Below are 18,464 nucleotides of genomic sequence, written 5' to 3'. Positions count from 1 at the left end.
CCTCGGGGTGTCGGGTGTGGGGGACGGGTGCGGTCGGTCCTGCTCAGGGCGTGGGCGGACCTCGCGGACGCACGGTCGGTTGGACGGGACCGTCGGAGGGCGGGTTCCCGTGAGGCGGGTCACCGGCCGGCTGGTGGAGGTCGGTCAGCAGCGCGGCCAGAACTGGTGCGGCCGCGCGAGCAGCGCGACTTCACGGTGCCCTCGGCGCACCCCAGCATCTCGGCGACCTCGGCGACCGGGTAGCCCTCCATGTCGACGAGCACCAGCGCGGCCCGCTGCTCGAGGGGAGGGGTCGCGAGCGCGTCGAGGACCCGCCGGCGGCGTTCGGCGTCCTCCGCGACGGCCTCGGGCTGGTCGTCGTGCACGGCCGTGGCGACCACCGTGCCGCGGTCCTCCACGTCGTCGGGCAGGGCCTCGAGGCGCCGGATCTTCGAGGCCCGGATCCGGTCGAGGCAGGCGTTGACCACGACCCGGTGCAGCCAGGTCGTCACGGCGGCGTCGCCGCGGTAGGACCCCGCTCGCCGGAAGGCAGCGATCATGCCGTCCTGGAGGCCGTCGGCCGCGTCCTCCGGGTTGCCCATCGTGCGCAGCGCCACGGCCCAGAGCCGGTCGCGGTGGCGGGCGAACAGGCTCGCCGAACGCGTCGACGTCACCGTCGACGTGGGCCTGCAGCAGCCCCCGGTCGGAGCGGTCGTCGCTGGTGGGGGTGTGACTCACCCGAGGACCTGCACCTCGGTGATCGTGCCGCGGAACCCGTCGGGCACCTGCGGCAGGAGGGTGAGCCAGATGGTGACAGCGCCCCGACACCGGCTCCGCGAGGTCCACCGACAGGCTCGCCGTCGCCCGACGCCGTCCCGACGGGCGTGAGCGGAGACGCCCGTGGGCGCGTCGGAGGTGACGTACGCCGCCAGGGAGGTCTGGCCGCCCTCGGTGGTCACCAGCACCTGGCGCACGGCCCTCGTCGCGCCGAGGTCGACGACGAGGCCGACACCGGTCTTGAGCCCGGCAGGGCCGAAGTTCTGCTCGTAGGTGGAGGTGGTCCACGAGGTCGCGGGGTCGCCGTCGAGCACGTTGGGCACCGAGTCGGGGTTCTCCTGCTGGCCGTCGGTGCCCTGCGGGTCGAAGTCGTCGGCGACGAGGTCGGTGAACGGGGTCGGCGGGGCGACGCTGGGGGTGGTCTGGGTGGTCGGCTCCTCGCTGGTGCCGGGGGTGGGCGGCTTGAGACCGAGCCTGGTAGGCCGCGACCGCCGCCACCCCGACGAGCAGGCAGATCCCGACGATCATCGCGAGCCGGATCCAGGCGCGGCCGGGCACCTGGTCGCCGGTGTCGTCGAACCCGTCGCCGGTGTCCCAGCGGTCCTCCGACCAGGAGCCGGAGGCCCACGACCCGGTGTCGCGGCCCACCGGGCGCACCCCGGGGTCGCGGCCCGGGTCCCGACCGGAGCCGCCGGAGTCCTGGCTGGAGTCCCAGGGCCAGTACTCCGGGGCGGTGGTGGCACGGCTGCCCGGGCGCGGACGGCGTACGGGCTCGCCGTCCGGCGGGTCGGGCGCGAAGAGCGGCTTGGGGGCGGGGTCGGCGCGGGGGGGCGGGGGCGCGGGCTTCTCCGAGCGCGCGCGCAGCCAGTCGACCTCGTCGTCGTCGTGGAAGACGGGCATCCCGGCCTGGGTCGGCAGCTCGGTGCTCGGGCGCTGCGGGGCGTCCGTCGGCGGCGGCTCCTCGGCCCGGACGTCGGTGGTCACCTCGGGCTCCGGACCGACCGGCGCGTCGGCGGTCACGTCCGGCGCGTCGGGTGCGTCGTCGGTCGCGTCGTCGGGACCCGGCTCGAGGTCGGCGGCCGGGACGACCGGCACCACCGTGGTGGGGGCGACGGAGGAGGTGGGAGGCGGGGTCGACAGCGGGGCGGTCTGGCCGGCCTGGGAGGCCTGGGGGGACGGGTGCGGGGTCGGCCGCGCGCCCGGGACGGCGACGTGCGTGCCGGTCATCTCGCCCACGTGCTCGAGGAGGACGTCGCGGATGGTGCGCGCCGACGGGTGGGGGTGGTCGGACTCGCGCTGCGGGTTGAGCACCTGGTCGCAGAGGGCGTCGAGCACCCGCGGGATGCCAGCGCGCACCCGCCGCGGGCGGAGCACCTCGCCGTGCACCTCGGGAGCGGCGGGCAGCGCCGACGGCGACACGCCGGCCCACTTGCCGGTCAGCGCGCAGTAGAGGAGGCCGGCGAGGTCGATCTCGTCGACGTTGACCCGTCCACCGGGCAGGCCGCGCAGGGCCGCCTCGACGCCGAAGCCGATGATCCGCACCTGGCCGTGCTGGTCGATGAGCACGTGCTCGGGAGTCAGGCAGCCGTGGGCGAGTCCGGCCTCGTGGGCGCCGACGAGGCTGTCGGCGACCTCCGCCACCAGCCAGGCCGCCCGGCGCGGGGCGATCGGTCCCTCGCGGGTGAGCAGGTTGTCGAGGGAGTCGCCCTGTCCCCACTCGTTGACCACGAAGCAGCGCCCGTCGGCGGCCTCGGCGTCGAGGACCCGCAGCAGCCGACGGTCGATGACGGGGCCCGTGCGGCGGGCCGCCTCGAGGAGCGGCTGGGCGCGGTCGTCGTCCTCGGCGATGATGTGCACGGCCACCGGACGGTGGAGGACGAGGTCGTGGGCGCGCCAGAACCGGCCGGCACCGGCTTCGGCCAGCAGGTCGTCGAGGCGGTAGCGCCCGGCGAGCACGTCACCGGCCTGCATCGACATCGGCACCGCTCACCCCACCTCCCTCACCTGTCCCACTGCTGAGCAGATTGCTGGGCCCACTCTAGGGAGTCTCACCCGCGTCGCAGGCGCGCCGCGACGATGTCGACCAGGCTCGTGACCTCACGCACGCGCAGCAGGCGCGCCCCGCCGAGCACGACGAGGAGGCCGGCCAGCGCGCTCGCCCCGCCGCGGACCAGGCCGACCAGCGGCCCCGGGCGCTCGCCGAGACCGGCCAGCGCGAGCTCCACCGACCACGCGGCGGCGACGGCGGCGACGAGCACGAGCGACATCCGGGTGAGGAACCGGAGCAGCTGCGGGGTCTCGAGCCCCCCGACCGTGCGCCGCAGGAGGACGAAGCTCACGACCGCGCCCACGGCGTACGACGTCAGGTAGGCGACGACCAGCATCGGGGCGGTCTCCGCAGGTGGACGTGAGGGCACGAGGAGGGTCGCGACGAGGACGTTGGTGCCCGAGACGGCGATCTGGATGAAGAAGACGAGCCGGGTCATCTCCATCGCGTAGAAGCCGCGGAGCATGAAGTAGTGGACGGTGAAGAAGGCCAGGGCCGGGCCGAAGAGGGCGAGGGTCGGTGCGAAGCTGGCCGCCGTGTCCTCGCCGCCGCCCCACCCGAAGGCGAACCCGGCCACGTCGCCGGCGACGACCGGCAGCAGGACCGCGAACGGCAGGACCAGCGCGAGCGACGTGCGCATCGTCGACCCCACCGTGCTGCCCAGCTCGCCGAGCCGGCCCTCGTGGGCGAAGGACGAGATCCGCGGCAGGATCGCGGTCGCGAGCGAGACCGTGACGATCGAGTGGGGCACCATCATGATCAGCAGGCTGTTGGCGTAGACGGTGTAGCCGGTGCCGTCCCCGCCGGCGGCGGTGCCGCCCGAGGCGAGCTTGACCACGACGAGGTACGCCGCCTGGGTGACGATGACGAACAGCACGGTCCACACGCCCAGGGCCAGCGTCTTGCGCAGCTCGGGGTCGCGGAAGTCGAAGCGCGGTCGGTAGACGAAGCCGGACGCCCGGAGGTAGGGCAGCAGGACGAGGAACTGCGCGACGATGCCCACGGTCGACCCGAGACCGAGCAGCACCTGCTGGCTCGTGTCGAGGGGCTCGTAGAGCTGGGGCCCGTCGCCCACCGGGCCCCACACGAGGAGGTAGGTGACGAGCATGCCGATCGACAGGACGTTGTTGGCGATCGGCGCCCACATCATCGGACCGAAGCGCCCGCGCGCGTTGAGCACCTGCCCGACCAGGACGTACATCCCGTAGAAGAACACCTGCGGCATGCACCAGCGGGTCAGGGCGATGATCGAGTCGAGGTGCTCGGCCCGGTCGGGCTCGAGGTAGCGGTCGTTGAGGTAGAGGCTGAGCAACGCCGGGGCGAAGACGACCAGCAGCACCGTCACCGTGCCCAGGAACAACGCGGAGAGGGTGATCACCCGTCTGGCGTAGGCGTCGCCGCCGTCGGGGTCCTCCTTGATCCGCCGGACGAGCTGCGGCACGAGGACGGCGTTGAAGATGCCGCCGGCCAGCAGGATGTAGACCATGTTGGGCAGCGTGTTGGCGATCGAGAAGAGGTCACCGCGGATCGCGGCACCGAGCGCCGTGACCAGCAGGGCGCTGCGGATGAAGCCGGAGGCCCGGGAGAACACGGTCCCCGCGGCCATCACGGCCGAGGAGGCCAGGATCCGCTGTTCGCTCACGGGCGCTCCACCGCGGTGGGCGCGGTCGGCTCGGGTGCTGCGGCGTCGTCGCCCGCATCCACCTGTCCGGGAACGGGCTGCTGGTCGGCCTCACGGTCGGCGGCGGCGAGCTCGGCCCGGCGGGCCCGGATCTGGCCCGGCAGCCGGTAGCCGATCATCCCGAAGAGCACGAGCGCGCCGAGGGCCATGACGATCCAGATGAGCGCGCTCACCCGGGCGGCGCGGATGGGCAGCTGGTCGGTGGCACCGAGCGGCACCCCGTCGAGGCTGGTGACCGCGAGCCGGACGTTGTGCACGCCCGCCCGGCTCGTCGTCGCCTCGAACCGGACGACGCTGCGCGCCTGCGGACCCAGACGGCGTACGCCACCGCCGCTCAGCGTCAGCTCCCCGTCGGTGCGGACCTCCACCTGCACCTCCACCGGCTGGTCGAGACCGTTGACGAGGGTCACGCCCAGCGGGCCGGAGTCGCTCGACAGGGTGACGGCCGGAGGAGCCTCGATCGAGATCTTCGCGAGGTCGCCACGCAACGACTCCCGGACCCGGTCGGCCGCGCGCACGGCCAGTCGGGGTCGCGGCCGGTGCTGCTCGGACAGGGTGACGAGCACCTCGTCGCGCACCTGCGCCTCGATGGTCGTCACCGGGATCACCACCTGCTCGAGCAGGGTGGCCGTGTCGCCGGCCCGGTTGGCCGCCGCGAAGGACGCGGCGGGCAGCTCCTGGGCGATGTCGTCGTCGGTGTAGGTGAGGCTCGCGGCCGGGACGCCCTTGGGGGTGCGGGCGGCGACGGTGCCGAAGGGGACCAGGTCGAGCCACGGCTGCTCGAGGTCGGTGAAGAACGAGGCGGCGTCCTCCCCGCGCCACACCGTCGGCAGCGTGACGACCAGAGGGGCGGTGTCGTCGGCCTCGAGCCGGAGGGCCGCCTCGCTCAGCAGTCGCTGGCGCAGCGCGAGCGGGTCGTTGGCCGCGGTCGGCGCGGGACCGCCCGCCTCGGCGCCGGTGCTCGTGACGACCACCTCGTGGCCGAGCAGCCTGACCACCGACGTGGGGCTGGTCGGCGGGATGGCGAAGGCGTTGTCGCCGAGCAGGATCGTCGTGCCCTGCGGCACGGCGGCGATGGCCTCGGGGCTGAGCAGGTCGTTCTCCGGCGCCACGGTCGGCTGGGAGGGGAGCTCCAGGGCGGTCATCACCTGGGTGCTCTGCGCGACCGCCTGGTCGAACCGGGCGCGGTCGTGGCGGACCGCAGCCGAGACGTCGAGGTCGCCGTAGGGCAGGGTCAGCACGGGCGTGGCGCCCACGAGCAGCCGGAACCGCTCCAGCCACGCCGCCGCCGACGCAGCCAGCTGCGCCTCCTCCTCCGTCGGCTCCTCGGTGGGGACCGTCTCGGTCGGCGTGAGCGTCTCCTCCGCCGGCGCCGGGGACTCGCCGCCCTCCTCGCTCCCGTCCGTGGGCTCGGCCGGTGGCGGCTCCTGGCCGGGCACGTTGGGGTCGGGGGTGAGGGTGCGGGGCGGGTTGCCGCGGGCGAGACGCGCGAGGGCGTGCAGGACGGCGGGGTCGACCAGCCAGCTGTACGGCGCCGAGCCGGCCGAGTCGGCCATGTCGAGCACGCCGTCGAGGCTGCCGCCCTCGGCGAGCCGCTTGGCCCAGCGCTCGGTGCCCGCGATCCGGCCGTCCTCGTCGAACCAGACCCGGCTGCGGATCGGCAGGATCACCGATGCCTCCCGTGCCTGGCCGCCGCCGGACGGCTCGCGGGGGATGAAGGTGCGGGCCCGGCCGTCGGCGACGATGTCGCGCGGCACCGCCCCGTCGCCGATGGCGTGGATGCCGATCCAGTAGACGCCGGGCTCGCCGGAGGTGGCGAGCAGCTCGACGGGAACCGAGTCGCTGAAGGTCGCGGACTCCCCGGGTGCCAGCTCGTCGATCGTGTCGAAGGTCCCCGGCACCGTGACCCGCAGGCCGACGAACTGGCTGGGATCGATCGTCGCGGACTGCTGGAGGTTGAGCGCGTCGAGGATCGGTGCCTCGGAGGAGAACGGGTGCAGGTTGATGCGGGTGAACGTGTCGTCGCTGACGTTGGTGACGGTGCCGGTGATCTCCACGTCACCGGTGCGCGGCAGCACGGGGGTCATCGTGTCGATGTGCACGACCAGCGGGTCTGCGTCCTCCGCCGGTGCGGCCGGAGCGGGCGCGGCGAGCCCTGCGCTCGCGATGCCGAAGGTCAGGAGCCCCGCCAGGGCAGCACGGAACGACGACGAGCGGGGCACGCACCGATGCTAGACGGTATGAGTGACCCGTTCGCGGTGAAGGGGTTGCGGGCCGGGGCCTCACTCACAAATGGTCGTGGGTTACCGAGTAGGGGCTGCCTGCTCGGCCTATCCAACAGTTGTGGGAGGCCCCGGTGTTCACTGAGCGTACGAGCGTTGGGCTCGACGTGCACGCACGATCTGTCGCGGCAGCGGCGATCGACGGCGTCACGGGCGAGCTGGTCCAGACGAAGCTGACCCCGTCGTATGAGCACGTCCGGTCCTGGATCGAAGGCCTGGCGGGTCCGGTCGCGGTGACCTATGAGGCCGGGCCGACCGGGTTCGGGCTGCATCGTCACCTGGCTGCTGCGGGGGTCCGGTGTGTGGTCGCGGCACCGTCGAAGTTGCAGAAGCCCTCGGGGGATCGGGTGAAGACCGACGCCAAGGACGCGGTTCACCTGGCCCGGCTGCTGCGACTCGACGAGGTCACCGCGGTCGCGATCCCTTCAGCGGACCAGGAGGCCGCCCGTGACCTGGTCCGCGCGCGGGAGGACTGTCGAGGCGATCTGATGCGGGCTCGGCACCGGTTGTCGAAGCTGCTGCTGCGCCACGGGATCGTCTACTACGACGGTGACGCGTGGACCGGGAAGCACGATGCGTGGCTGCGTCACGAGGCGCTGCCGCAGCTGAGCGGTCGAGCGACCCGGTTGGCGTTCGACTCCGACTACGACACGGTGCTGGTCACCAAAGCGCGTCGCGACCGGCTCGATGACGCGATCGGTGAGATGGCCGCCGACTCCGAGTTCACGCCACTGGTGCGGCGGCTGGGGTGCCTGCGCGGGGTGAGCACCCTGACCGGGTTCGCCCTGGCGGTCGAGATCGGCGACTGGCACCGGTTCACCGGCAACACCATCGGCTCCTTCGTGGGCCTGGTGCCCAGCGAGTACTCCTCCGGGTCCTCGCGGGTGCAGGGGTCGATCACCAAGACCGGCAACACCCATGTGCGGCGGCTCCTGGTCGAGGCCGCGTGGCACCACCGCTCCCGTTACCGGGTCGGGAAGACCATGCGCGATCGGTGGGACCTGGCCCCTGCCGCCGCGCGGGCCCGTGGTGACGAGGGCAACCGCCGACTGCACCAGCGGTGGGTGAGGTTCATCGAGCGCAGCAAGAAGCCCACCATCGCCAACGTCGCGATCGCCCGTGAGCTGGCCGGCTGGTGCTGGTCCCTGGCAGTTCTCGAGGAGTAGCCGACCACGATCTGCTCCGTCGTCCACCGGGCTGGTGGCAGCGCGTGGAGCGACCCGCGAAACAACTATGAGCAACGGACATCTCGTCCGTGACGCTCGCTGCTAGACACGCGGTCCCGCTCCTGCCGAAAGCACCGTCCTGCGGTACCCAACCCGCGCATATCAGTCTGACCGCGCGTCGCCAACGACACGCTCGCCAGCACCCACGACGACGAAGCACGAGGCGCCCGCCCCGAACACCGGGACGGGCGCCTCACCCTGCCTCTTGACAGGAGGTCACTCCATATCAGTTGTTCGGCACCACCGGACCGGCACGTAGACTGGCCTGTCGTGTCCGACGTCGCACTGCAGCCCCTCACGATCGTCGAGATCCAGCGCCGGGTCGGCGAGGAGCTGGACCGCATCGGGTCGGTCATCGACGAGCTCGGCACCCTGTTCGCCGACGCCGGTGAGGAGCTGGCGCTGGTCGGCGGTCCGGTCCGCGACGCGATGATCGGCCGCCTGCAGAACGACCTCGACTTCACGACCTCCGCGCACCCCGACGTCACGGAGCGCCTCGTCTCCGGCTGGGCCGACGCGGTGTGGGACATGGGCCGCGACTTCGGCACGATCGGCTGCCGCAAGGGGCCGTGGCAGGTGGAGATCACCACCTACCGCTCCGAGAGCTACGACCCGTCCTCCCGCAAGCCCGACGTCGACTTCGGCGACTCCCTCGAGGGCGACCTGGGTCGCCGCGACTTCAGCGTCAACTCGATGGCGGTGCGGGTGCCGGGCCGCGAGTTCGTCGACCCGTTCGGCGGCATCGTCGACCTGGCCGAGCGGGTGCTGCGCACCCCCGGCACCCCGGAGGACTCCTTCTCCGACGACCCGCTGCGGATGATGCGCGCCGCCCGCTTCGCCGCCCAGCTCGGGTTCACCGTCGCTCCCGAGGTGGTCGCGGCGATGACCGCCATGGCCGGTCGGATCGAGATCATCTCGGCCGAGCGGGTCCGCGACGAGCTGGTCAAGCTCGTCTGCGCGCCCCACCCCCGGCTCGGGCTCACGCTGCTCGTCGAGACCGGCCTGGCGTCGTACGTCCTCCCGGAGCTGCCCGCCCTCGCCCTCGAGCGCGACGAGCACCACCGCCACAAGGACGTCTACGAGCACACCCTCACGGTCCTCGAGCAGTCGATCGACCTCGAGCACCGCTTGGGCGGTGGTCCCGACTTCGTCTCCCGCTTCGCCGCCCTCATGCACGACGTCGGCAAGCCGCGGACGCGCCGCTTCGAGACCGGCGGCGTGGTGACCTTCCACCACCACGACGTCGTCGGGGCCAAGCTGACCCGCAAGCGGATGAAGGCGCTGCGGTTCTCCAACCACGACATCGAGGACGTCTCCCGCCTCGTCGAGCTGCACCTGCGCTTCCACGGCTACGGGTCGGGGGAGTGGACCGACAGTGCCGTACGCCGCTACGTCCGCGACGCCGGCGACCAGCTCGAGCGGCTGCACATCCTCACCCGCGCCGACTGCACCACCCGCAACCAGCGCAAGGCCGACCGGCTCCGCCGCACGTACGACTCCCTCGAGGAGCGGATCGCCCGCCTCTCCGAGGAGGAGGAGCTCGCCTCCATCCGCCCCGACCTCGACGGCAACCAGATCATGGAGCTCCTCGGCATCGGTCCCGGCCGCGAGGTGGGCGAGGCCTACGCCTTCCTGCTCGAGCTCCGGATGGACGAGGGTCCGCAGACCCCCGAGCAGGCCGAGGCCGCGCTCCGCGCCTGGTGGGCCGCCCGGGGCTGACGCGACCTGATGTGTCCCTGATCCGCCTCGGGACTGCCAGTGGGGAGGATCGTCGTGACATGTCGGGGACGATGCTCCCCACTGGCAGTCGGGGGCGGGCGGGAGCGGGCGGGTGCTGAGGCACCCGAGCCTCAGGCGGTGCGGTCGCGGACCGCGTCGTCGAGCCAGGCAGGGAAGGCCGACAGGTCGTCGAGGACGACGTCGGTGCCGGCGTCCTCCAGCTCGGCCCGCGTGCACCCCCCGGTCAGCACCGACACGCTGAGCACGTCGGCGGCCCGGGCACCCTCGACATCGTGCACGTGGTCGCCGACGTAGGCGAGTGCTCCCTCCCGGCGCAGGACCTCGGCCTTGCCCACGCCCCAGACCCAGCTCTCGAGGTGGTCGGCCTCGAGGCCGAGGTGGTCGAGGTGGAGCTGGGCGTTGGGACCGTACTTCCCGGTGACGACGAGCACCCGACCCCCGTGGGCGCGCACTGCCGCGAACGCCTCGTGCGCCCCGGCCAGTGCGGGCACCGTCGTGATCGCATGGTCGGGGTAGAGGGCGCGGAACCGGTCGCCCGCCGGGCCGACCTGGTCCGGAGGCAGGTGCGGTGCGAGGAGGTGGTCGAGGGGCGGGCCGAGCCGCGCCGTCATCTCCTCGACCGGGAAGTCGACGCCGAGCTCGGCGCCCAGCGCCAGCAGCACCTGGCGGAACCCGGCCGCGGTGTCGATCAGGGTGAGGTCGAGGTCGAAGCCGACCACGAGGGGCGTACGAGCGGTCACGCCGGCGAGCGTACGGAGGCGCCGCCAGCAGCACGACGGCCCCGTCCCTGAAAGGGGACGGGGCCGTCGTCGACCCGGCGCCGGGCCGGGTCAGGCGTCACTCGCCCTTGATGAACTTCTCGAGCTCGGCGCGACCGAGCTCGTCGGCCATCTGCACGGGCGGGGACTTCATCAGGTAGGCCGAGGCCGGGAGGATCGGGCCACCGATGCCGCGGTCCTTGGCGATCTTGGCCGCACGGACGGCGTCGATGATGATGCCGGCCGAGTTGGGCGAGTCCCAGACCTCGAGCTTGTACTCGAGGTTGAGGGGCGCGTCACCGAAGGCGCGGCCCTCGAGGCGGACGTAGGCCCACTTGCGGTCGTCGAGCCAGGCGACGTAGTCGGACGGGCCGATGTGGACGTTGCGGTCGCTGACCTTGTCGGCGAGCTCGCCCTTGAGGTTGGACGTGACGGCCTGGGTCTTGGAGACCTTCTTGGACTCCAGGCGCTCGCGCTCGAGCATGTTCTTGAAGTCCATGTTGCCGCCGACGTTGAGCTGGTAGGTGCGGTCCAGCGCCACGCCGCGGTCCTCGAACAGCTTGGCCATCACGCGGTGGGTGATGGTCGCGCCGACCTGGCTCTTGATGTCGTCGCCGACGATCGGGATGCCGGCGTCCTCGAACTTCTTGGCCCACTCGGGGTCAGAGGCGATGAAGACGGGGAGCGCGTTGACGAAGGCCACGCCGGCGTCGATCGCGCACTGGGCGTAGAACTTGTCGGCCTGCTCCGAGCCCACCGGGAGGTAGGACACGAGGACGTCGACCTCGGCGTCCTTGAGCGCCTGGACGACGTCGACCGGCTCGGCGGCCGACTCCTCGATGGTCTGGCGGTAGTACTTGCCGAGACCGTCCATCGTCGGGCCGCGCTTGACCTCGACGCCGAGCGTCGGGACGTCGCAGATCTTGATGGTGTTGTTCTCCGAGGCGTCGATGGCCTCGGAGAGGTCCTTGCCGACCTTCTTGTCGTCGACGTCGAAGGCGACCACGAACTCCACGTCCTTGACGTGGTAGTCACCGAAGACGACGTGCATGAGCCCGGGGACGGTCCCGCTGGGGTCCGCGTCCTTGTAGTACTCCACGCCCTGGATGAGGGACGTGGCGCAGTTGCCCACTCCCACGATCCCTACTCGTACCGAACCCATGGGGCTCTCCTTCTCTGTGCTGGGCCTTCTGGCTGCTGGTCGGTGGTGGTGCTCAGTGGTGGTGCTCGGTGCTGGTGCTCAGTGCTGATGCTCGGTGGTGGTCTGGCTCGGCGGGGTGCCGTGCTCGTCGCCGCGCTCGGCACGGATGAGGTCGGAGAGCCAGCGCACCTCGCGCTCCACCGACTCCACGCCGTGACGCTGGAGCTCGCCGGCGTAGCGGTCGACCTCGGCCTGGGTGCGGGCGAGCTCGGCCTGCACGCGGGCGAGCCGCTCCTGCAGCCGCGAGCGACGTCCCTCCAGGACGCGCAGGCGGATCTCCATGTCGGTGGAGGAGAAGAACGCGAACCGGATGTCGAAGTTGTCGTCCTCCCACGCGGTGGGGCCGACCTCCGACATCAGGCGCTGGAACTGCTCGTTGCCGGCGGGGGTGACCTCGTAGACGATGCGCGGCCGGCGGCTCGTCGACGTCGTGGTGGCGCTGGCCTCGGTGATGAGGTTGGCCCGCAGCATCTTCTTCAGTGCCGGGTAGAGCGAGCCGTAGGACAGCACCCGACCCCAGCCGAGCATGAGGTTGAGCCGCTTGCGCAGCTCGTAGCCGTGCATGGGTCCTTCGTGCAGCAGTCCGAGGACTGCGAGCTCGATGGTGTCACCACGGCGTGCCATGTGACCTATCGTACCGATATATCTGCGGGTGACGAATCTGGGTTGTGGGACCCCTGCCCGTACCCTGTTGCCCTGTGAGTGCTAAGAAGCGGAGGGCCGACGGCAAGGCCCAGACCCGGCGTCCGAAGAAGCGGCGTACCGGCAAGCAGCAGGCGGCGCGGATCGCCAAGGTCCTGGCGATCGTCGGTGTCGTCGGTGCCCTCGTCCTCGGCGGTGTCGTGGTCGTCCTCTACCAGGCGATCAGCATCCCGCAGCCCAACGAGGACTTCGAGGCCCAGACCACCTTCGTCTACTACCGCGACGGTGAGCGCCAGCTCGGCACCTACTACGAGGACCAGAACCGGGTCTCGATCCCGCTGCGCGAGATGCCCGAGACGATGCAGGACGCGGTGGTCGCGGCCGAGAACCAGACCTTCTGGACCGACAAGGGCCTCGACCCGAAGGGCATCCTGCGCGCGGCGTTCTCCAACGCCCGCGGAAACGACCGCCAGGGCGCGTCCACGATCACCCAGCAGTACGTCAAGATCCTCTACCTGACCAGCGAGCAGAGCTACAAGCGCAAGATCAAGGAAGCGATCGTCTCGCTGAAGATCCAGCAGCAGCTGAGCAAGGAAGAGGTGCTCGAGGGCTACCTCAACACCATCTACTTCGGCCGCGGCGCGTACGGCATCGAGGCCGCGTCCGAGGCCTACTTCGACCACCCGGCCAGCGAGCTCAACCTGCGCGAGTCGGCCGTCCTCGCCACGGTGCTCAACAACCCGTCGAAGTACGACCCGGCCAACGGCAAGGAGGCCAAGGCGGACCTCAAGGGCCGCTACGCCTACGTCCTCGACAGCATGGCCGAGATGGAGACCATCACGCCCGAGCAGCGTGACAAGGCGCTCAAGAAGCTGCCGAAGTTCCCGAAGATCGCGGCCCAGAGCCAGTTCGGCGGGCAGCGCGGCCACATGCTCGCGCTCGTCAAGCAGGAGATCCTGGCCCGCGGCATCGCCGACGAGGACGAGATCGACGGCGGTGGTCTCCGCATCACCACGACGTTCGACCCGCAGGTGATGACCGACGTGGAGGAGGCCGTCACCGAGCAGCGTCCCGACGCCGGCATGCCCGGTGCCGCGGGCAACAAGGACCTGCACGTCGGCGCCGCCACCGTCGACACCGCGACCGGCGAGCTCCTCGGCTTCTACGGCGGCCAGGACTACCTGGAGTCCCAGATCAACTGGGCCGTCGCCGGCGGCATGGCCGGCTCGACGATGAAGGCCGCCACCGACGTGGCCGCCATCCGCGACGGCTTCTCCCTCAACGACACCTTCGAGGGCAACAGCCCCATCGACATCGCCGGCACCGAGTTCGGCAACCAGGGTGACACCGACTACGGCTCGGCCGTGTCGATGCTCAGCGCCACCGAGAACTCCGTCAACACCGCCTTCGTCGACATGGTGGACGCGATGGACGACGGCCCGCAGAAGGTGATCCAGGCTGCGGAGGACCTCGGCATCCCCGGCAACGAGGCGCAGCGGTGGGGCATCCCGCGCCGCTCGATCGACTTCCAGGACAACGTCGGGGTCACCCTCGGCACCGCGCAGGTCAGCCCGATCAACATGGCCAACGCCTACGCCACCCTCGCCAACAACGGCGTCCGCAACGAGGTCCACGTCCTGCAGAAGGTCGTCGACAAGGACGGCAACGTCCTCTACGAGGCCCAGCAGCGCAGCAAGGAGACCGTCGACCCCGACATCGCCGCCGACGTGACCTACGCCCTGCAGCAGGTCGTGGAGTCCGGGTCGGGCACCGAGGCGCTCGCCCTGGGCCGCCCCGCCGCCGGCAAGACCGGCACGGCCACCAACGACGACGACGAGGTCTCGTCCTCGTGGTTCGTCGGGATGACCCCGCAGGTCTCGACCGCGGTGATGTACGTCCGCGGCAAGGGCCGCGAGGGCCTCGACGTCCCGCGCCCCGACGGGGCCGACCTGTGGCTGCCGACCAGCTCCGACGGCAAGTCCGGCTACTTCGGCGGCAACTACCCCGCGAAGACCTGGACCTCGATCATGCAGCGGGTCATGGAGGGCAAGGACGTCGAGGAGTTCCCGGAGCCGGTCTACGTCGACGGCGAGGCGCCGTCGGACGGGCACGACTACACCCCGCCCCCGCCGCCCCCGCCGCCCTCCTCGTCCGCGCCGCCGCAGCCCTCCAACACGCCGACGGAGACCGCTGGGCCGCCGACCGAGGAGCCCTCGGAGACGCCGACGGAGACGCCGACGGAGACCCCGGTCCCGACGGAGACCCCGGTCCCGACGACCCCGCCCCCGCCGCCCGCGCCGACGGAGACCCCGCTCCCGACGACCCCGCCCCCGCCGCCGCCCGCGCCCACGGAGACCCCGACCACCCCGCCGGCCGCCGGCCGCCTCCAGCCGCGCCAGCCGCTGGCCGACGTCCGACCCTGAGCCCGTCGGTGGACCGCCCCGACCGCCCCGCGTCCGAGGTCGTCCTCGGCGACCACGACGCACCCACGCGCACCGACCCGGTCGCCGCGGCGATGTCGGAGGTGGTGGGTGGCCCGCTGGGCGACCACGCCGCGGGGCACCGCTGGTGGGACGCCGGTCGGGTGCTGGCCGGCGCGACCGCTCTGACCCTGGCCGCCGGCATGGTCAGCAAGGCCGCGTGCGTGCCGTCCGGCTGGAGCCACCAGGACCAGCCGTTCACCGAGCTGTGCTGGACCGACCTCGCCGGCACGTCGGTCGACGCCGGGTCGCCGCCCCGGGTCGCCGGCTGGCTCGAGCGGGCGGCGGCGTGGCTGCCCGGCACCGGGACGGTGGCCACCACCGCCGTGCTCGCCGTCCTCCTCGCGGCGCTCGCGCTGCTCGCGACGGCCCTGCTCGTGCGCGTCGACCGGCGCCGGCCCTGGGCCGCCGCCGGCTGGGCACTGGGCCCGGTGCTTCTCGTCCACTGGCTGTCGTGGGAGCTGGTGGCTGCCGTCGGGGTCGCCGTGCTGCTGTGGGGCTGGACCTCCGGGCGCCCCTGGCTCGCCGGCATCGGGGCCGGGGTGGGCGCGGCCTTCGCGCTGCCGGTGGCCGTCGCCTTCGTGGGCGTGGTCGCCGTCGGTGGCCGCCTGCGCGACCGGGTCGACGCCCTCCTGGCGGCTGGCACCGCCTACGTCCTCGTCACCCTGCCCGGCCGTGCGACCGCGGAGACCCCCGACATCGGGTCGGTCTGGTTCCTGCTCGCCCGCACGGACGTCGGCGGGTCCGCCACGACGCGCACGGTCGTCCAGGTCGTCGTCCTCGCCGCGGCTGCGGGCGCCGTCTGGTGGCTCGTCCGGCGCGCAGGGCGATCCAGCCCGCTGACCAGTGCCCGCGCCGGCCTGGTCCTCCTGGCGGCCGCGCTCGCGGTGGCGCCGTCGGCACCTCCCGAGACCGCCCTGCTGGTGCTGCCGCTCGCCGCGATCGCCGTACGCCGCTGGCGCGACCTGCTCGTGTGGCAGGCGATGCACCTGCTCAGCTGGGTGCTCACCGGGTGGTACGTCGGGCAGGTGCTCGTGCCGACCGTCGCCGACGACGTGCGCGCCTACTGGCTGGCGGTCCTGCTCCGGGTGGGCGGGCTGGTGTGGCTGGTGGCGGTCGTGCTGCGAGACGCCGCCGCCGGGTCAGTCGACGACGACGCGGTCGAAGTCGGTCGCCGTGAACCGGACCCGGACCTCGATGTCCTCGCCGATGCGGGGGACCCGCGCCCCTGACGGGACGAACAGCATCGACGCCTGCATGTGGGGCGGCTCGGCGAAGAGCCGCTGCTTGCCGTCGATGGAGAACGGGGAGCGCACGAAGCCGACGGCGTCCAGGCCGCCTCGTGCCAGCGTCGCGGCGCGTGCCTTGAGCGACTGGTCGCCGGTCGGCGCCTCCAGGCCGATGCCGTGCGCGGTGCCGCCGCTCACGACGACGATGTGGCCCTGCTTGGGCGCGCTGCGTCCCCGGTAGCCGAAGGTGTCGCCGCGATCGACCTCGTGGACGTCGAGGACCGTCGCGGTCACCGAGAGGGCCCCCCGGTCGCCGAGCCAGAGGTCGGTGCCGATGCGGGGACGCACCGTGAAGTCGGGGTAGGTCGTCGCCAGCTGGTCGAGCTCGGCCTCGGTGAGGTGGGAGACGAAGACGGTGCGCGTCGGCAGGCCGGAAGCCACGACGTCGTTGATGAGACGGGTCACCTCGCCGAGGTGCGAGGTGGTGTTGAGCGGGAGGTGCATGGCGACGCCGCACAGGCCGCGCCGGTCGCTGCGCGCCGGACCGAGCGTCGCGGCGGCCGCGGCGAGGCCGCGACGGGTCATCCCGTGGCGCAGCATGGAGGTCAGCTGCTCCAGCACGAACCGGGCGTCGGGGTCGCGCTCGCGCAGGGCCACCAGGTCCTCGGGGCGGCTGACCGTGTGCACCACACGGGACGCGAGTCGCGGGTCGAGGTCGAGCGCCGCACCGAAGGGACGCCACGGCGTGAGCACGAGGAGGTCGCCCGCGTAGCGGCTCGCCGCCTCGGCCACCTCGTCGTAGGTGCCCACCGCGACCGTGTCCACCGGGGCCCCGGTGTCACCGGCGTGGTCGGCAAGCCACTGTGCCCGCCGCGCGAGGCGACCGACGGACAGGCCGTAGCCGTTGCCCTTCGCCACCGGCACGATGCCCGGGTGGGTGCGGACCGTCTGGAGCAGGTGGGAGCGCCAGCGCTCGCCGTCGACCCGCAGGACCAGGCTCATGCGCGCCTCACCCGCGCCGGGCCAGGTAGAGCTGGAACGCCTTGTAGATGGCGCGGTTGACCGGGAGGTCCCACTCACCGGCGTACTCGACCGCCTCGCCGCCCGTGCCCACCTTGAACTGGATCAGCCCGACGTGGGGGTCGTCCGCGTCGAGGGTCTCGGTGATGCCGCGCAGGTCGTAGACGTGGGCGCCGGCGTCGAGGGCGTGGCGCATCATCGCCCACTGGACGGCGTTGGAGCCGCGGACCTCCCGCTTCTCGGTGGAGGACGCGCCGTAGGAGTACCAGGCGTGGGTCCCGACGCGGATCCCGATCGTGGCCGCGACGAGGTCGCCCTCGTGGCGGGCCAGCCACACCTGGATGCGGCCGGGGTCCTCGGCGGCGAGGGCGTCGTACATCGTCTCGAAGTAGGACAGCGGGCGCGGGGTGAAGTGGTCGCGCTCGGCGGTGTGGACGTAGAGGTCGTGGAACGCCTTGAGGTCGGTGCGCTCGCCCAGGGTGACCTCGACGCCGGCCTTGTCGGCCTTCTTGATGTTGCGGCGCCAGAGCTGGTTCATGCCCTTGAGGACCGCGTCCTCGCTGCGCGGCTGGCCGTCCTGGTCCACCAGCGGGACCTGGAAGTTGAACTGCGGCTGCCCGGCGGTGAAGCCGCCCTCGGCGGACTGCTGCTGCCACCCCAGCTCGTGCAGCTGCGCGACCACGCGGGCGCCGTCCTGCGTGCGCTCGAGGGGAGGTACGTCGCCGAGCCGGCGCACGGACTCGTCGGCGATGCCGGCCTTGACCTGATCGGCGGACCAGCGGCGGGTGACGACGGGCGGGCCCATGCGCACGGCGAAGGCACCCTCCTGCTTGAGGTGGGCGACCATCGGCCCCAGCCACGAGCCGAGGTCGTCGTCGGACCAGTCGATGACCGGACCCTCGGGGAGGTAGGCGAGGTAGCGCCTCACCTTCGGCAGCTGGCGGTAGAGGACGAGGGCCGCGCCGACGAGCTCGGTGCCGCGGAACCACCCGAGCGACTCCGAGCGCCACTCGGCCTTCACGCTCGCCCAGCCCGGGGTCTGGAGGAAGCTGGCGGACGACCGGCTCGCGATGAGGTCACGGTGCTGCTGGGTGGAGATGGGGCGCAGCGTCAGGGGGGTCGTCACCCCGGAGAGATTACAAGGGACCAGACACGACCCCCGTACGTGTCTGGTCCCTTCACCGGTAGAGACGCAGGGCACCCCCGTTTGGTTGCCCCGCGGTGGCGACTTCGTCGGGACCGTCCTCGCGTGGACCGCCTGTGGGGGTGGAGAACAGGAGAGTTCGTCCGGTGATCGTCAGAAGATCGTCAAGACGCTCACAAGGTTGGCCGCAATCCGCTATGGGGCCGTAGCAGTCGGGTACGGCAGGACGTTGCACAAGTGGGGGAGCAGAGCGGCCCG

The 18,464-nt window shown here is 72.3% G+C and carries 13 protein-coding genes and 1 pseudogene; 4 read left to right on the top strand and 10 right to left on the bottom strand.

What is annotated here, in order from left to right:
• Nucleotides 1–119: 119 nt before the first annotated feature.
• The 5 genes and pseudogenes from sigM to ACNKF0_RS22475 all read right to left on the bottom strand — a co-directional run bounded on the left by sigM (nt 120) and on the right by ACNKF0_RS22475 (nt 6,706).
• On the bottom strand, nt 120–653 hold the full coding sequence (gene sigM, locus ACNKF0_RS22495) for an RNA polymerase sigma factor SigM (RefSeq protein ID WP_416954941.1): 534 nt from the start codon (nt 651–653) through the stop codon (nt 120–122).
• Between the two features lie 60 nt (nt 654–713).
• Nucleotides 714–1,079, bottom strand: a complete 366-nt coding sequence (locus tag ACNKF0_RS22490; protein WP_416954940.1) for a hypothetical protein — start codon at nt 1,077–1,079, stop codon at nt 714–716.
• Between the two features lie 1,243 nt (nt 1,080–2,322).
• Nucleotides 2,323–2,727 (bottom strand): annotated as a pseudogene (locus ACNKF0_RS22485) (hypothetical protein); the annotation flags it as partial.
• Nucleotides 2,728–2,804: 77 nt separating this feature from the next.
• A complete protein-coding gene (murJ, locus tag ACNKF0_RS22480) occupies nt 2,805–4,445 on the bottom strand; it encodes a murein biosynthesis integral membrane protein MurJ (RefSeq protein WP_416954939.1) in 1,641 nt (546 codons plus the stop codon).
• Nucleotides 4,442–6,706 carry a DUF6049 family protein gene (locus ACNKF0_RS22475; protein WP_416954938.1) on the bottom strand — a complete coding sequence of 755 codons (2,265 nt, stop codon included), beginning with the start codon at nt 6,704–6,706 and terminating at the stop codon, nt 4,442–4,444. The genes murJ and ACNKF0_RS22475 overlap by 4 nt, the downstream gene beginning before the upstream one ends.
• 167 nt (nt 6,707–6,873) lie before the next feature.
• Between ACNKF0_RS22475 and ACNKF0_RS22470 the strand changes: the two genes are divergently transcribed.
• Nucleotides 6,874–7,932, top strand: coding sequence for an IS110 family transposase (locus tag ACNKF0_RS22470; protein WP_416953145.1), 1,059 nt, complete (start codon nt 6,874–6,876; stop codon nt 7,930–7,932).
• A gap of 369 nt (nt 7,933–8,301) precedes the next feature.
• Nucleotides 8,302–9,711, top strand: a complete 1,410-nt coding sequence (locus tag ACNKF0_RS22465; RefSeq protein WP_416958616.1) for a CCA tRNA nucleotidyltransferase — start codon at nt 8,302–8,304, stop codon at nt 9,709–9,711.
• A gap of 131 nt (nt 9,712–9,842) precedes the next feature.
• Here the strand turns inward: ACNKF0_RS22465 and ACNKF0_RS22460 are convergent, their stop codons facing one another.
• The 3 genes from ACNKF0_RS22460 to ACNKF0_RS22450 form a co-directional block, all read right to left on the bottom strand.
• Entirely contained in the window at nt 9,843–10,472 is a 630-nt protein-coding gene (locus ACNKF0_RS22460; RefSeq protein ID WP_416954937.1) for an HAD family hydrolase, read from the bottom strand.
• A gap of 97 nt (nt 10,473–10,569) precedes the next feature.
• Nucleotides 10,570–11,652: an inositol-3-phosphate synthase gene (locus ACNKF0_RS22455; protein ID WP_416954936.1), complete on the bottom strand. Its 1,083-nt coding sequence runs from the start codon at nt 11,650–11,652 to the stop codon at nt 10,570–10,572.
• A gap of 78 nt (nt 11,653–11,730) precedes the next feature.
• Nucleotides 11,731–12,315, bottom strand: a complete 585-nt coding sequence (locus ACNKF0_RS22450) for a helix-turn-helix transcriptional regulator (RefSeq protein ID WP_416954935.1) — start codon at nt 12,313–12,315, stop codon at nt 11,731–11,733.
• Nucleotides 12,316–12,389: 74 nt separating this feature from the next.
• Here ACNKF0_RS22450 and ACNKF0_RS22445 point away from each other — a divergent pair, with 74 nt between their 5' ends.
• Both ACNKF0_RS22445 and ACNKF0_RS22440 read left to right on the top strand, forming a co-directional pair.
• Nucleotides 12,390–14,756: a transglycosylase domain-containing protein gene (locus tag ACNKF0_RS22445; protein WP_416954934.1), complete on the top strand. Its 2,367-nt coding sequence runs from the start codon at nt 12,390–12,392 to the stop codon at nt 14,754–14,756.
• A gap of 8 nt (nt 14,757–14,764) precedes the next feature.
• On the top strand, nt 14,765–16,045 hold the full coding sequence (locus ACNKF0_RS22440) for a hypothetical protein (protein ID WP_416954933.1): 1,281 nt from the start codon (nt 14,765–14,767) through the stop codon (nt 16,043–16,045).
• Here ACNKF0_RS22440 and ACNKF0_RS22435 read toward each other — a convergent pair.
• Entirely contained in the window at nt 15,956–17,044 is a 1,089-nt protein-coding gene (locus ACNKF0_RS22435; protein WP_416954932.1) for an alanine racemase, read from the bottom strand. The genes ACNKF0_RS22440 and ACNKF0_RS22435 overlap by 90 nt on opposite strands.
• A gap of 7 nt (nt 17,045–17,051) precedes the next feature.
• Nucleotides 17,052–18,188, bottom strand: coding sequence for a lipid II:glycine glycyltransferase FemX (locus ACNKF0_RS22430; RefSeq protein WP_416954931.1), 1,137 nt, complete (start codon nt 18,186–18,188; stop codon nt 17,052–17,054).
• Nucleotides 18,189–18,464 lie beyond the last annotated feature (276 nt).

The organism is Nocardioides sp. T5, from assembly GCF_048161455.1.
Classification (GTDB): Bacteria; Actinomycetota; Actinomycetes; order Propionibacteriales; family Nocardioidaceae; genus Nocardioides.
Note: the sequence above shows the minus strand (reverse complement) of the source record. Positions and strands in the feature narration are given on the sequence as shown.